This is a genomic window from Streptomyces noursei ATCC 11455 (assembly GCF_001704275.1).
Classification (GTDB): domain Bacteria; phylum Actinomycetota; class Actinomycetes; order Streptomycetales; family Streptomycetaceae; genus Streptomyces; species Streptomyces noursei.
This window is the reverse complement of record NZ_CP011533.1, coordinates 5595175-5608745: the sequence shown is the minus strand read 5'-3', so window position 1 is coordinate 5608745 and position 13571 is coordinate 5595175. Positions and strand designations below refer to the sequence as shown.

Annotated in this window: 12 protein-coding genes; 3 read left to right on the top strand and 9 right to left on the bottom strand. The window is 73.5% G+C overall.

Going from position 1 to position 13571, the window contains the following annotated elements:
* Position 1 precedes the first annotated feature (1 nt).
* The gene (locus SNOUR_RS23855) at positions 2 to 1300 is read left to right on the top strand and encodes an MFS transporter (protein ID WP_067350643.1); all 1299 of its coding nucleotides are present in this window, start codon (positions 2 to 4) and stop codon (positions 1298 to 1300) included.
* On the opposite strand, the gene SNOUR_RS23850 is transcribed toward SNOUR_RS23855, so the two are convergent.
* Both SNOUR_RS23850 and SNOUR_RS23845 read right to left on the bottom strand, forming a co-directional pair.
* A complete protein-coding gene (locus tag SNOUR_RS23850) occupies positions 1266 to 1499 on the bottom strand; it encodes a DUF397 domain-containing protein (RefSeq protein WP_067350642.1) in 234 nt (77 codons plus the stop codon). The genes SNOUR_RS23855 and SNOUR_RS23850 overlap by 35 nt on opposite strands.
* Positions 1486 to 2310, bottom strand: coding sequence for a helix-turn-helix domain-containing protein (locus SNOUR_RS23845; RefSeq protein ID WP_067350640.1), 825 nt, complete (start codon positions 2308 to 2310; stop codon positions 1486 to 1488). The genes SNOUR_RS23850 and SNOUR_RS23845 overlap by 14 nt, the downstream gene beginning before the upstream one ends.
* 138 nt (positions 2311 to 2448) lie before the next feature.
* Here SNOUR_RS23845 and SNOUR_RS23840 point away from each other — a divergent pair, with 138 nt between their 5' ends.
* Positions 2449 to 2775 (top strand): hypothetical protein, encoded by a 327-nt coding sequence (locus SNOUR_RS23840; RefSeq protein WP_067350638.1) that lies wholly within the window; start codon positions 2449 to 2451, stop codon positions 2773 to 2775.
* Here the strand turns inward: SNOUR_RS23840 and SNOUR_RS23835 are convergent.
* Complete coding sequence (locus SNOUR_RS23835) at positions 2772 to 3401, bottom strand: class I SAM-dependent methyltransferase (protein WP_067350636.1); 630 nt, start codon at positions 3399 to 3401, stop codon at positions 2772 to 2774. The genes SNOUR_RS23840 and SNOUR_RS23835 overlap by 4 nt on opposite strands.
* 395 nt (positions 3402 to 3796) lie before the next feature.
* Between SNOUR_RS23835 and SNOUR_RS23830 the strand changes: the two genes are divergently transcribed.
* Complete coding sequence (locus SNOUR_RS23830) at positions 3797 to 4306, top strand: DUF6879 family protein (RefSeq protein WP_067350634.1); 510 nt, start codon at positions 3797 to 3799, stop codon at positions 4304 to 4306.
* A 39-nt stretch (positions 4307 to 4345) separates the two neighbouring features.
* Here the strand turns inward: SNOUR_RS23830 and SNOUR_RS23825 are convergent, their stop codons facing one another.
* The 6 genes from SNOUR_RS23825 to SNOUR_RS23800 form a co-directional block, all read right to left on the bottom strand.
* Positions 4346 to 6565, bottom strand: a complete 2220-nt coding sequence (locus tag SNOUR_RS23825; protein ID WP_067350628.1) for a tetratricopeptide repeat protein — start codon at positions 6563 to 6565, stop codon at positions 4346 to 4348.
* A 47-nt stretch (positions 6566 to 6612) separates the two neighbouring features.
* Entirely contained in the window at positions 6613 to 7644 is a 1032-nt protein-coding gene (locus SNOUR_RS23820; protein ID WP_079142854.1) for a nucleoside triphosphate pyrophosphohydrolase, read from the bottom strand.
* Positions 7645 to 7723: 79 nt separating this feature from the next.
* Complete coding sequence (locus tag SNOUR_RS23815) at positions 7724 to 8365, bottom strand: SurA N-terminal domain-containing protein (RefSeq protein ID WP_067350626.1); 642 nt, start codon at positions 8363 to 8365, stop codon at positions 7724 to 7726.
* Between the two features lie 229 nt (positions 8366 to 8594).
* A complete protein-coding gene (locus SNOUR_RS23810) occupies positions 8595 to 10301 on the bottom strand; it encodes a serine/threonine-protein kinase (RefSeq protein WP_067350624.1) in 1707 nt (568 codons plus the stop codon).
* Positions 10298 to 10927 carry a hypothetical protein gene (locus tag SNOUR_RS23805; protein ID WP_067350622.1) on the bottom strand — a complete coding sequence of 210 codons (630 nt, stop codon included), beginning with the start codon at positions 10925 to 10927 and terminating at the stop codon, positions 10298 to 10300. The genes SNOUR_RS23810 and SNOUR_RS23805 overlap by 4 nt, the downstream gene beginning before the upstream one ends.
* A gap of 236 nt (positions 10928 to 11163) precedes the next feature.
* Positions 11164 to 13374 (bottom strand): N-6 DNA methylase, encoded by a 2211-nt coding sequence (locus SNOUR_RS23800; protein ID WP_376738540.1) that lies wholly within the window; start codon positions 13372 to 13374, stop codon positions 11164 to 11166.
* Between the last annotated feature and the right edge of the window lie 197 nt (positions 13375 to 13571).

Here is a 13571-nt window from a genome sequence, read left to right as displayed (position 1 = left end):
CATGAGAACCACCGCACACGAAGAGAGCGGCCCGCGAACCGGTCCGGACACCGCCCCGGACACGAGCCCCGGAGGCGCCGCGGGCCACCCGACGGCGACACCGACGCCCCGACTCGGCCGCGGCACCCTGCTCCTGATGTCCGTCGCCACCGGCCTCGCGGTCGCCGGCAACTACTTCGCCCAACCCCTCCTGGACGTCATAGGCCACGACCTCCACCTCTCCACCGGCACCGCCGCACTGGTCGTCACCGTCGCCCAGACCGGCTACGGGCTCGGCCTGCTCCTCCTCGTCCCCCTCGGCGACCTCCTGGAACGCCGCCGGCTCGCGGTCGTCCTGTGCACCCTGACCGCCGTCTTCCTCACCGTGACCGCGAGCGCCCCGAACGGGGCGCTGCTGCTCGTCGGCACCGCCCTGACCGGCCTCAGCTCCGTCGCCGCCCAGGTCGTCATGCCGTTCGCGGCCACTCTGTCCGCCCCCGCCGAACGCGGCCGGACCGTCGGCACCGTGATGACCGGCCTGCTGCTCGGCATCCTGCTCGCCCGCACCGCCGCCGGCCTGCTGGCCGAACTCGGCGGCTGGCGCACCGTCTACTGGGTCAACGCCGCCCTGATGCTGCTGATCGCCCTCCTGCTGCGGCTCCGCCTGCCGGTCCTCCACACCACCGCCGGACTGCGCTACCCGGCCCTGCTCCGCTCGACGCTGGCCCTGTTCGCCCACGAACCGGTGCTGCGCTGGCGGGCGGCGCTCGGCGCCCTGACCTTCGCCGCCTTCAGCGTGCTGTGGACCGCGGCGGCCTTCCTGCTGTCCGGCCCCGCCTACGGCTGGCAGGAGTCGACGATCGGCCTGCTGGGACTGGTCGGCGCGGCCGGTTCGCTCGCCGCCTCGACGGCCGGCCGGCTGGCCGACCGGGGACTGGCGCACCGCGTCAGCGGCGTCTGCGCGGTCCTGCTCCTGGGCTCCTGGGGCCTGCTCGCGGCCGGCGGCTCCGGCGGCGGCTGGTCCCTGGCGGCCCTCCTCGCCGGCGTGATCGTGCTGGACCTCGCCGTCCAGGCCGTGCACGTCAGCAACCAGAACCTGATCTACGGCATCCGCCCCGAGGCCCGCAACCGCCTCAACTCGGCCTACATGACGAGCTACTTCGCCGGCGGCGCTGCGGGCTCCGCCCTGACGTCGCTGCTCTGGGGCCTGGGCGGCTGGGCCGGCGTCTGCACCCTGGGAGCGGGACTGTCGGCGGCCGCGGTGGGGGTGTGGACGGCGGAGCGGCTCAGGCGGAGGACGCCCCGAACTCCCCACGCCTGACGGCCGAAACGAAGTCCGCCCAGCTCGCGGCGGGGAAGAGCAACGCGGGGCCGGTGGGGCGCTTGCTGTCGCGGACGGGGACGTGGGCGTGGCCGGCGGCCACTTCGAGGCAGTCGCCGTTGCTGGGCCCGCTGTAGCTGGACTTGAACCAACCGGTCAGGGTGGAAGCGTCGGAGAGGCTGTGATCAGTGGTGGCCATGGTCGAATTCCTCTGCTGTGGCCCGCACGAGGGCCAGGGATTCCTGATGCGACGCCGCGTCGCCCACAGCGAGATCGTAGGCCGACCGGCAGGAGCTGACCACGGCCGGATCGTCCATCAAGTTCCCCGTGCGCAGCCCTTCGACGTAGGCGACAGGTGCAGCGTCAGTGAAGCTCATGAGGGTGACCATGCTCTCGACGAGGGCATGGGATCCGACCGCGAACGGCAGTACATGCAGCCGGATTCGCCCGGCATCGGCCATGTCCGCAATCTTGTGGAGCTGTTCCGCCATGACCTGCGGACCGCCAATCCGGCGTCGGAGTACCGCCTCATCCAAGAGGGTCCACACGACGGGTTCCAACGGGTTGTCGAGAATCCGCGCACGCTCTATGCGATTGACAACGCGCCGGTCAATGTCCTCTGCCCGGTAGTTCGGGCTGGCCGTGCGCAGCACCGCACGTGCGTAGTCGTCGGTCTGCAACAGGCCGGGAACCAGGGAGAGGCCGTACAGGCGGATCTCCGTGGCGAGCGGCTCCAGTTCAGCCGCCACCGCGAAGTAATCAGCGAACTTCGACTCCAGATCCTCCAGCCAGCGGACGAAGAACCCGTCCGTCCCCAGCGCCCGGTCGATCCGCTGCGCGTCATCCGGCTTCGGAAGCCGCCTGCCCGCCTCGAAATGACTGATCAGCGTCGGCGAGCACACCACACGCTCACTCAGCGCCTCCTGCGTCATGCCGGCCGCGATGCGCCGGATCCTCAGCTCCTCCCCGTACTTTTCCCGAGGGGTGCGTGGCCGGTGTTCCCTCTTCATGGGCGGAACTCCCCTCCTTGACAACCGCGTTGTCGGCCTCGACTTACTAGCAGCGTAGCCAGAACAGACCCCACCCTGTGAGGGAAAGGCCACACAGCGTGAAGAAGCGCTGCACCCTCGCACGGAGGTTGACGACATATGACCGAGCCTGATCGAGGGCTCTTGGACGGCGGGCGACTTCTGCCGTGGTCCAGCTCGGAGGGGAAGCCCTGCTACCTCCTCGCGAGCGACGGGACCGGATACGTCTCCCGCATGGCCGACCGGGTGGAGGCGGAACAGCTCGACTCGGCGGCCCTGCTCATCGAGGAGGCCCGGCAGGTCCTTCGCGAACGGACCTGGACACCCGGCGAAATCCACCTGCTCGCGGCCGACTTGACCGCATCGCTGGCCAACGTGCGCCGGGTCGCGGTGAGCCGCGGCGCCCGCCTGCCCGCGCCCGCCGACGACTTCCCCGACCGGGCCTAGGCGCGGCGGGCCAGCAAGTGGGCGTCGAGGAAGCCCCGTTCGGAGGCCGGATCGTGAACCAGTCGGGCGAACGGGACGAGCCCGGCCCCGACCAACAACTCGGCGAACCGGTCCACCGGCCAGCTGTAGGCGGGCGTCACCTTGTGGTCGAAGCGGACCGGCTCCGGTCCTTCGGTCCCGAAGAACGAGACCAGGAGCAGGCCCCCTGGCGCCAGGACACGTACCTGCTCGGCGAGGAGCGCGGGCAGTTCCCCAGGTGGGGTATGGATCATCGAGTAGTGGGCCAGCACGCCGCCGAGCGCACCGTCCTCGACCGGCAGGGCCTCCATCCGCGCCTCGTCGAACCGCAGTGACGGATGGGCCCGCCGGGCGTGGTCGACCATGGCCGGGGAGAGATCGAGCCCGAAGGCGTCCAGCCCCAACTCGTGCAGCATGGCCGTCAGATGTCCGGGCCCGCACCCGACGTCGGCGGCCCGCGGGTTCCCCGTCCCGCGCACCAGCTCGGCGAAGGTGCCGATCATGTTCCGCGCGAACGGCTGCGTCTCCAGCCGATTGGCGAACATCGAGGCATACAGTTCGACGACCCCGTCGTAGGCCGCCCTGGTCTCATCCTGATGCTCCATCACGGGCAGAGAAGCTAACACCCACGCATGTGCGCTACTTCTCCGGCCCCGCGCCGTCCCACTCCCGGCGGCTGACTGCACGTCACGTGATCACGAGGCAGGCGGGTCCTCCCCGAGGGCGCGCCTGGCGCCGGGGTGGCCCGGAGCCGCCGCCTGGCCGGTGCACGAGACCGCCCCGGCCGGAAAGCTGGCGGTCGGTGGAACTTTCCCGTTCTGGAAACGATCAGCGCTTGACCCTGCCGTGATCGGGTCGGGAGCATCGAACCGACAGACGGATGCCGAGGCGATGTGGTGGAGGGCTACTCCATCACGGACCCGGAACGGCTGACGCAGCTCGACTTACCCGAGGGAGGAGAGAGCCGTGATGGTTCCTTCCGCGGTCCTGGAGGACTACTTCCGTGCTCAGTGGTGAGGAGTTCGGCCGGCTCTTTGAGACCTTCGAGCGAACGGCCTTCCGGTTGGAAACCCTCGCGGTGTACGACGTCGAAGAAGAGCGTGAAGAGTTCGAAGCGTTCCTGGCCGGGAAGCCCATGCCGCCAGAGTGGCACGACAACCCTTGGGTGCGGTCCATGACGAACCGGGGGAAGTCCGTCTCCCGCGTGCACGTCCTTCGCTCACCGCTGACGGACTATCTCCGCTACGAACTGTCGGCATACCCGGGGAACATCACAGCGGGCGAATCCATCGGCATCGTCGACCTCGCGGAGCAAGAAGTTTTCGGCTTGCCGGATCACGACTTCTGGCTCTTCGACGACACCGACACCTACCGAATGCACTACACCGAAGCCGGGCAGTTCACCGGGGCGGAACTCCTACACCCCGACCGGCTCGCCGAATATCGGCGCCATCGGGACACCGCCCAAGCGCACGCCGCCCCGTTCGCGGAGTACTGGAGCCGGCACCACTGACCCGCCAGTCAGAACTCGGGTAAGCCCTGCGGGCAGGTGCTACCCGTCCGTCTCCCCGAGGGCGCGCTTGGCGCCGGGGTGGCCCAGATCGGCGGCCTTGCGGTACCAGATCGTGGCCTCGGCGGCGTCGCCGTCCTTCTTGTGGAGTTCGGCGAGGCGGAACGCACCGTAGGCGTCGCCCTGTTCGTAGCCCTTGAGGTACCAGGGGCGGGCTTCGTCGGGGCGGTCATGCTGTTCGAGGAGTACGCCGAGGTTAGCGGCATCGAGGCCCTGGCCCCGCTTGGCATCTTCCTCGAAGAACTCCACGGCTGCGTCTACAGTGTGGGCAATTACGGGCCGGAGAAACTCGGCGGCACACTCGTCACCCAAATCGGCCGCACGGCGCATCCAGACCTCGGCGGTATTGTTCTCGCGCAAGAGCAAGTGGACGATCCCCATACCCCTCGCAACGGGCTCGTACCGGACTCTGGCAGCATCCAGATAGCTGCTGAAGGCACCGAAGACCTCGCCCCGGCCGAGCCGCAGATCACCGAGCAGGTGCGCGGCCTCCGCGCTCCCCTGCTCCGCTCCGGCCGTGAACCAGCGCTCGGCCCGCTTCCGCAGCAGCTTCCCCAGCAGCGTCGCCGCCTCCGCGTCGCCGGCTTCGGCGGCGGCCTCCAGGAAGGGCTCGGCCGCCCGGTCCTCGCCCCGCTCCGCGAGCAGCCGGCCGAGCCGGCCCGCCGAACGCGGCTCGCTGGCCTCCGCCGCCCGACGGAACCAGCGCTCGGCCTCGTCCCGCTCCCCCAACGACTCGGCGAGAACACCGAGGTTGTGCAGGGCGGAGGTGTCACCGGCGTCCGCGGCGCGCTGGAAGGCGACCTGTGCCTTTGCCGCGATCTCGGCGTAGTCGTACGCCGCGTCGGAGCGGGCCTTTTCCAGGGCGCAGCCCCACACCGGGCCGGGGACGTCCGGCAGTTCCTCGTGCCGGCCCGCCGCCTCGACGAGGATCGGCGCGGCCCGCCAGGTGTCCCCCCTGGCCCGGTCCAGCAGTCGCAACAGCCCGTACCGTCGCTCCACCGCCCACGCGCGGGCGTCCTCGGCCGACTCCCGCTCCATGCCGGTCACGTCCGCGTACCCCTCGTGGACCTTGAGGAGGAGGTCCATGGGGAGCGGGCCGGTGAGGCCGCAGCGGGCGAGGTCGAGCGCGGCGCGGACCAGGGCGTGGCCGCGCGGGTGGCGGTCGGCGCGGCGAGCGCGCCACCACTCGTCCCAGAGGAGGGGGCCCAGGGCGAGGTATGCGGCGGCGCCCTCCGGGCCACTGGACGAAACGGCACCTATCAGACGTGGGTCCCCTGAGCGTGCGGCCTCCCCCGCCAACCGCTCCCGCTCCGCCGGGCTCCACTCCCGGGCCAGTTCGACGATGCGGGCCAGGTCGAGGACCCGGCCGCCGGGCTGGGCGCGGCAGGCGTCGTAGGCGTCCTCCCGCATGGTGGCGACCACGACGGCCTTCAGGGCCGCCAACTGGGCAAGCAGGCGCGGCTCCAGTCCGCCCTCGCCGAGGTGCTCGTCGAGGTCGTCGAGCCAGATGAGGTAGCGCTCGGGGCGGCCTTGCAGCAGGGCGGGCAGGCCGCGCAGGTCCGTGCCGCGGGGCGGGGCGAACACCCGACGGCCGGCCGGTCCGCGGACCAGTGCCGCCAGCGCCGTACGCGATTTTCCGGCGAACGGCTCGCCGAGCAGCAGGACCAGCCCGCCGTCCGCACGCGCCTGTCCCAACGCCGCGTCGAGTTCCTGATCGCGGTCGCGAAGGACGTAGGGAGGGAGGGGCGGTCCGGGGATACGGTGGGTGGGCCGGACGCCCAAGGCGATCGGGTCCAGGTCCGCTGCCGTGGGCCAGCTCTCCGGGCTGGGGAGGGTGCCGGCGAAGCCGGAATGCGTGATGGTGATGCCGCTGATGGCGTTCGCCTGGATCACGGGGCCGTGGGTGGTCCCGCCGGACACGATGTTGTGGACGGCGGTGGGGGACCCGGCGGGGGTGGGGGGCTCGGCGGGCTCAGCGAGTGCGGTGAGCGCGGGCAACTGGTCCACGAGTTCGCGGAGTTCGGCGGCGGCCACCGGGGCATCTGCCAGGAGGTCGCCGAGACGGTCCTGCCACCAGCGCTCGGCCTCCTGGGGTTCCGGGGGCGGGGATCCCAGGTGCAGCTGGCGCCCCCATACCTTCGCAGTGTTCGCGCCGGCCGCCGCCAGAACCGAGGCCGCCCGCTTCACCAACTCCTCGTCCATCCAGGCCCCTCCCCCTCAACTCCCGCTCCCCAAGGACACCAACGGTACTAAGCGCCGCTCCCCTCGGCCGCCACCACCGCATCCCGATAAGCGCGGGCCGCTGCTCTCAGGGCGGCCTCCGGGTCCACGCCCTCGGACTCGGCGCGGACGGCCAGGGAGAGGAGCTCGTAGCCGATGCCGGCGCCCGGCGGGAGGGGCACGTCGAGGGCGGCCGTGCGGACCCGGGAGGCGAGTTTGGCGGCGAGGGCGAGGCCCGGTTGGGCGAGGGGGATGCCCTCGGTGACCGAGGTGCGCTGCTTCTCCTCGGCCTTGGTGCGGAGCCAGTGGGCCTTGACGTCCTCGGGGGTCTCGGCGAGTTCGTCGCCGAAGACGTGGGGGTGGCGGTGGAGCAGCTTCTCCACGAGGGTGCCGGCCACGTCGTCGACCGAGAACGGGGCGTCGGGGTCGTCCTGGGCGATGCGGGAGTGGAAGACCACTTGGAGGAGGACGTCGCCCAGCTCCTCGCGGAGCGCGTCGCGGTCGCCCTCCTCGATGGCCTCGACCAGCTCGTACGCCTCCTCGATGCCGTACTTGGCGAGGTCGCGGTGGGTGCGGATGCTGCTCCACGGGCACTCGGCGCGGATCTGGTCCATGACCTGGACGAGGTCGAGCAGGCGGGCGCCGGGGAGGTCGTAGGAGCCGGGCAGCAGCTCCAGGTCGGGCATGGCCTCGCGGCCGGAGCCGGCCAGCCGGGCCAGGCCGTCGGTGAGGGCGCTCTCGCCCTCGGCGGAGGTGAGGACGACGGCGGTGCGGTTCTCGGGGACGACGTCGTCGACCAGTTCGCGGGCGGTGGGGGTGGCGGTCTCCACCGTGACGCCGGCCTCGCGGAGGTAGGGCAGCTGGGGGTGGTCGGGGTCGCCGCACAGGACGCGGTCGGCGGCGCGCAGGGTCTGCCAGGCGGGCCAGGACAGCAGGCCGGGGGCGACCCGGTGGCTGGTCGTGAGCAGGACCAGGCGGCCGGTGCCGGCGCCCTCGGGGCGGGCGGAGTCGGCGCCGGTACCGGCAGCGGCGGGGGTGGCGTCAGCGGCGTCAGCGTTCACGTAGACGAACGTAACGCACGCCACCGACAGCGCCCCGGCCGCCCGCGTGCCGCCCCCGCCCGCCCCGAAGGGCCGAGGGCTACGCCTGCTCCTGGTGGGTGGTGGCCGGCACGATCCACGGGACCTTGGTCTCGCCGAGGATCACCTGCTGGTCGTCCCACGTGCCGTAGCGCGGATTGACGTCGACGCTCATCGCGCGGGAGGTCCTGGCGAGCGCGTCGACGAGCCTGCGCTGGCCGTCGGGCCGGCCGCGGTCGGCGCGCAGGTGCTTGGCGAGGCCGTCGATCAGGAGCTGGTTGCGGACCACCTGGTCGATCTGGTCGGGGGCGATGCCCTGCTGGAGCCACATCGTCCTCAGCCGGGCGGCGCCGCCGGCCCGTTCCTCGGCCGTGGCCCGGGCGTCCTGGATGTCGGCGCGGGTGACGGTGACCCCGGCGTCCCGGGCGGCGCGGGCCAGCACCTCGTCGAAGATCATGCCGTTGAGGGTGGAGAGGTTGAGCCGGCCGGTGTTCATGATCAGCTGCTTGCCCTGCGGGGACGTGGCCTGGGCGGTGCGGACGTCCTTCACTCGGGCCTGGAGCTGGGCGACGGTGATCCGCTTGCCGTCGACGACGGCGGCGGCACCGGGGTGGGCGTCGGTGCCGCAGGCGGCGAGCAACGGGGTCGCGGCCAGCAGAGCGGCGGCGGCGGAAACGGAGAGCGCTGTCCTACGGCGGAACACATGGCCTCCCGGCAGATCGGATCGTGCGACGGAGTGACGATCTCGTACGGCTCGTACGGAATGACGACCTTGTTGCGACCTAGCTTCGACCTTTCCTGAGTGATCGATGCTAGGGAGTCGGCGTGGCACAGGCCACTGCTTCGGCCAACGAGCCGCGCGGGGGTCGGTTCCGGCCGCCCGGCTGGCCGGCGCACCGCGGCGCCGTGGCGGCGCGGCACCGCCCCGGGTATCAGCCCTGCATCTGCCCCAGCCAGTACAGGGTCCGGCGGACCTCCGTGGGGAAGGCGTGGTGCGGGCCGTGCAGCCGCTCGGCGTCGTACAGGAGGCGGGAGAGGGTCTCCTTGGCGGCGCCGTGCTCGCCCTGGGCCAGCAGCAGATGGCCGATGGAGCGGCGGATCTCCAGGGGGCGGACGGGGTCGTCGGCGTAGTGCTCGAAGTACGGGAGGAGGGCGCGGTACTCCTCCAGGGCCTGTGCGACCTCGCCGAGTTGTTCCAGGCACTGGGCGGCGTCGTAGTGGAACTGGAGGGCCTGGCGGGTGGCGCCGGCGCCGGACTCCTTGCCGTACTCCTCGGCCAGGATGCGGAGTTCGGGCAGCGCGCGGCGGTACTGGCCGTCGTCCATGAGGGTGGCCGCGTACTGCTTGCGGAGGGTGCGGACGACCGGGGAGTGCGCGCCGTGGCGCTCGGCGGCGGCCGGGAGGATGCCGCCGAGGATGTCCACGGCACGGGTGATGCGGCCCTGGTCGAGGAGGAGTTTGACCTCGTCGACGGCGGCGGCGACGTCCGGCCCGCCGGAGGCGGAGGTGCGCGGGTCGGCCGCGGGGCGGGACGCCGCCGGGGAGCCCAGGGAGCTCCAGGGGGCGTTGCCGGCGAGGGAGGCGCGCGGGTCCTGGACGGCCCGGGCGGGGGCCGCGGCCGGGCGGGACGTGCCGCCGCGCGGCGGCGCCGGCGCCGGGTGGGCGGGCTCGGGGACGCGTGGGACGGCCAGCGCGGTCGGGGTCGGTGCGGGGCCGGCCGAGCGCAGCGGCCAGGGGGCGTGCGGCTGGCGGAACGGGCGGGTGGGGTCCATGGGGGCCGGCGGGGGGTGCGGGCCCGCGCCGGAGGCGGGCAGGAGGGGGGCGAGGGCCGCGTAGACCTCCTGGGCGTCGGCGGGGCGGGCCCCGGGGTCCTTGCGGAGCAGGTGCAGGACGAGCGCTTCGAGCGCCTCGGGGACGTCGGGGCGGAGCCGACGGACCGGCACCGGCTCCTCGTGGAGGTGGCGGTGCAGGACACCGAGCGCGGTGGAGCCGGCGAACGGGACCTCGCCGCTGAGGAGTTCGTGCAGGAGCACCCCGAGGGCGTAGAGGTCGGTGTACGGGCCGACGGCGCCGCCCATGGCCTGTTCGGGCGCCATGTAGGCCGGGCTGCCGATGGGCGAGCCGGTGTGCGTGAGGCGGGTGGTGTCGGTGTCCAGGGCGGAGGCGATGCCCAGGTCCAGGACGATCAGCGAGCCGTCCGGCCGGATCATGACGTTGCGGGGCTTGAGGTCCCGGTGGACGATCGGCACCGCGTGCACCGCGGCCAGCACGGCGCACAGTTGGGCGGCGACGGAGACCGCCCACGGCCACGGGTAGGGGTCGTGCTCGGCGAGGTGGTCGGAGAGGTCGGCGCCGTCGACGTACTGCATGACGAGGTAGAGGTCCTCGTCGTCGCTGCCGGCGTCGTGGACGGTGACCAGTCCGGGGTGGTCGACCTGCGCGGTGACCCGGCACTCGCGGACGAAGCGGCGGCGCATCTCCTCGCCGTCGGGGGTGCCGGCGACCCGGTCGGGGCGGAGCAGCTTGACGCCGACCCGGCGGTCCAGCCGGCGGTCGTAGCCGATCCAGACCTGGCCCATGCCGCCCTGGCCGAGCAGGACGGAGAGTTCGTAGCGGTCGGCGATGACCCGCCCGTTCACCGGCCCTCCTTGCGGAGGTAGTCGCTGAGTTCGTCGAGTTCGGCGCGAACCTGGTCGATGCGCTGGGGCGGCGCCGGGCGGTGCTCGGGCACGTGGGGAGCGGCGGGCGGGGGCATCGGGGGCTGGACGGTCCCGGTCGTGGCGTACGAGGGGAAGGGCTGGGTCTCCTGGACGTGCAGGGACGGGTGCAGCGGCGGGTGGGGGTGGCCGGGCGCCGGCGGGGCGTAGGGGGGCGGGAACGCCCCGGCCGGGAACGCCCCGACCGGGTACGCCGCCGGGACCGGGCCCATGGCGTGCGTCCGCTCGGCGCGCAGGTCGACGACGAGGTAGTACGCCACGACCGCGGCGATCTGGAGCAGCAGGAGGCCGACGCCCACGTTGGTGCGCCAGTCCGTCTCCGGGAAGCTGACGATCAGCACACAGGTGCCGACGAACAGCGCCAGGTCGGCGGCGAAGAGCCACCAGCCCAGCGGTCGGCGCAGCACGATCGCGGCCCGCAGCATCGCGGCCCAGGACAGGAAGCCCAGGCTGAGCACCGTGGCGGCCACGAAGGCCACCCGCAGCGTGAGGACCGTCCCGCGTCCCGGGGGACGGTTCGGCGGCGGGGACGGGACGGGGCCGTACATCAACTGCTCCTGACGGATCGTTCGTGGCCGGGGCCGGGCCGGGTCTCCCGCGAACAGGGCGGTACCCCCTCGGTGGCCGTGTGCGCGGCGGCTCCGCCGGTGCGCACACGTGCTTGCGAGCGTATATACGACTCCGCGCGCGCGTGCAGGGTTGTAGGGATTGCCCCGGTTGATCCGCCGGTCCCCGGGGGCTCCGTCCGCGCCCCGGGTGGTCCGTCCGCCCCCGGTTCCGCCGCTCAGTCCGGATCGACCGATCCGTCCGTCAGTCCGTCGTGGAGTCCCTGCACCAGTTGCTCGCCGAGTCGGGAGGCGAGCCGCAGGGCGCTTTCGAAGGCGGCCAGGTCGGCGAACCGGCGGCTGTAGCGGCGCTGTTCGACGAGCGGGAGCCGGGGCAGCTGGAGGCGGCGGACGTCGAGCCGGGTGGCGGTGGAGGCGTAGCTGCTGGCCTGGCGGTTGTTGGCGGTGCCGCGGAGAAAGCCGGCCAGGAACCACGGGTCGAGGGCGGCGGTGTCGGGGCGCAGCAGGGTGAGGTTGCGGCCGAGGGCGGCGCCGGCGGTGGCCGCGTCGACGACCCGGGCGGTGGCGCCGCCGCCGAGCACCGGGACGACCACGTCGCCCTCCTGGACGAGGACGGGTTCCTCGGGGGAGGTGCCGGTGGGGGTCTCGGGGAGGGTCCCGGAGGGGGCGAGGCCGCCGATGACGTCGTGGTCGGTGAGGACCGCGGGGGCTCCCCCACCGGGTCCGGCGGTGCCGGGGCCGCCGGCGCGCAGGACCAGGGCGCCGGAGCGGGCGAGTTCGCCGACGGTGGTCAGCGGCCAGCGGCCGGCGGGCGGCTGGGCGGCGGCGGTGTCCGAGCCGGGGTGCGGGGCGAGTTCGGCGGTGCGGGCCAGGGTCGCGGTGAGGCGGTCGTGGACGCGGGCGAGTTCGGCGGGGCCGCCGGCCGCGGCGGGTGGCGGCAGGTGCCGGGCGGGGGCGAGGTCGACGTCGTCGCCGAGGAGGTCGATGGCGGCCAGGGAGCGGCACACGCCGGGCACTTCCTCGATCCCGCCGTCGCGGTCGAAGTCCCGCCAGGCGTCCACGGCGGTGGCCCGCACGGTCTGCCAGTCGAACTTGTCGCGGCCGGCGGCGGGGGTGCCGCCCTGCGCGGGGGGGCGCCCCCGCTCGAAGGACGTCGAGAGTGCGGGAGGGGCCGAGGACTTGGGGGCGGACGCGGCGGTGTCGACGACGAGCAGGTGCGGGACGGTCGGGGAGTCACCGGGCTTGCGCAGCACCCACAGGTGCAGCGGGATGTTGTTGGGCGGGGCGGCGCCGGCGGGCAGCGCGATCACCGCGCGCAGGGCGCCGCGGCGCAGCAGGTCGGCGCGGATCCGGCGGCCGGAGCGGCGGGAGGCGGCGGCGGGCGGCATGAGGAGGACGGCGGTGCCGCCGGGCCGCAGCCGGGCCAGTGCGTGCTGGACCCAGGCCAGCTCGGATTCGTTGCGGGCCGGGAGGCCGTACTCCCAGCGGGGGTCGTAGGCGAGTTCGTCATGGCCCCAGTTGCGTTCGTTGAACGGCGGGTGGACGAGGACGGCGTCGGCGGCGAGCTGCGGGAAGGCGTCGGCGCGCAGGGTGTCGGCGGCCCGGACCCGGACGTCCGCGCCGGGGGCCTCCAGGGCGAGCCGGAGCGCGGTGAGCGCGGCGAGGTCGGGGTCGAGTTCCTGGCCGTGCAGGGCGAGGGGGGCGGCGTCCGCGGGACGGACCGCGGCGAGGAGGCCGCCGGCCCCGCAGGCCGGGTCGAGGACGGTGCCCAACGGGCCGGTCGACGCGGCGAGTTCGGCCATCAGGGCGGCCGGGCCGGGCGGGGTGAGGGTGTACTGGCGGGGGTTGGCGTCCAGGTGGCGGCCGAGCAGGAAGTCGTAGGCCGCGGCGGCACCGTCGGCGGTGGCGAGGTCGCCGGCGGCGCGGACCAGGGCGGCGGAGGGGGCGAGGGCGGCGCGGGTCAGGCCGCGCACCGGGTGCTCGGGGCCGAGCCGGCCGGTGAGGACGGATTCCAGCATCGCGGGCAGTACGCCGGTCAGTTCGGCGTCGTCGGCGGCGGCGCGCAGCTGCCGCCAGGCGGCCGGTCGCTCCTGGACCAGGAGCAGGACGGCGCCGGCCTGGCGGAGGGCGGCGGCGGCCCCGGCGGGGTGGCCGACGAGCTGTTGCCAGACCCGTTCGCGGGCCGGGACCTCGGCGATCTTGCCCTGGTCGCGGAGCCATTGCTCGACGTCGCGGAGGGCGAAGGCGGGGCTGGTCTCGGTGCCGCCGACGGGCTTGGGGAAGTCGGCGTGGCGGCGCCGCCAGTTGCTGACCGCGGCCCGGCCGACGCCGGCGAGCCGGGCGATGCCGGCGGCGGTCACCTCGGTCGGGCGGTCGCCCGCCTGTCGCCCGCCGCGGCCCGCGTTGTCGTCCGTCGCCTTCTCCGGCACCTGTGTGGCTCCTGTCCCGATGACCCCGTGACCTTGTGTGACCTCTGTGTCGAGGAGCATACCCATGCACTACAGACGAACCCCTTCACGGCGTGAACATCGGCGTTTCGCATACTCGTGTTGACTCGGTTCACAGCCTCTGTTGTTATTGACCCACCGATTCGACGGAACGATTCCAGCGCCCGGAAGGGGCCCCT

Excerpts from the sequence above, each read along its gene's own strand:
- SNOUR_RS23850 (WP_067350642.1), bottom strand. The coding sequence starts at position 1,499 with ATGGCCACCACTGATCACAGCCTCTCCGACGCTTCCACCCTGACCGGT.
- SNOUR_RS23840 (WP_067350638.1), top strand. The coding sequence starts at position 2,449 with ATGACCGAGCCTGATCGAGGGCTCTTGGACGGCGGGCGACTTCTGCCG.
- SNOUR_RS23845 (WP_067350640.1), bottom strand. The coding sequence starts at position 2,310 with ATGAAGAGGGAACACCGGCCACGCACCCCTCGGGAAAAGTACGGGGAG.
- SNOUR_RS23855 (WP_067350643.1), top strand. The coding sequence starts at position 2 with ATGAGAACCACCGCACACGAAGAGAGCGGCCCGCGAACCGGTCCGGAC.
- SNOUR_RS23805 (WP_067350622.1), bottom strand. The coding sequence starts at position 10,927 with ATGTACGGCCCCGTCCCGTCCCCGCCGCCGAACCGTCCCCCGGGACGC.
- SNOUR_RS23825 (WP_067350628.1), bottom strand. The coding sequence starts at position 6,565 with ATGGACGAGGAGTTGGTGAAGCGGGCGGCCTCGGTTCTGGCGGCGGCC.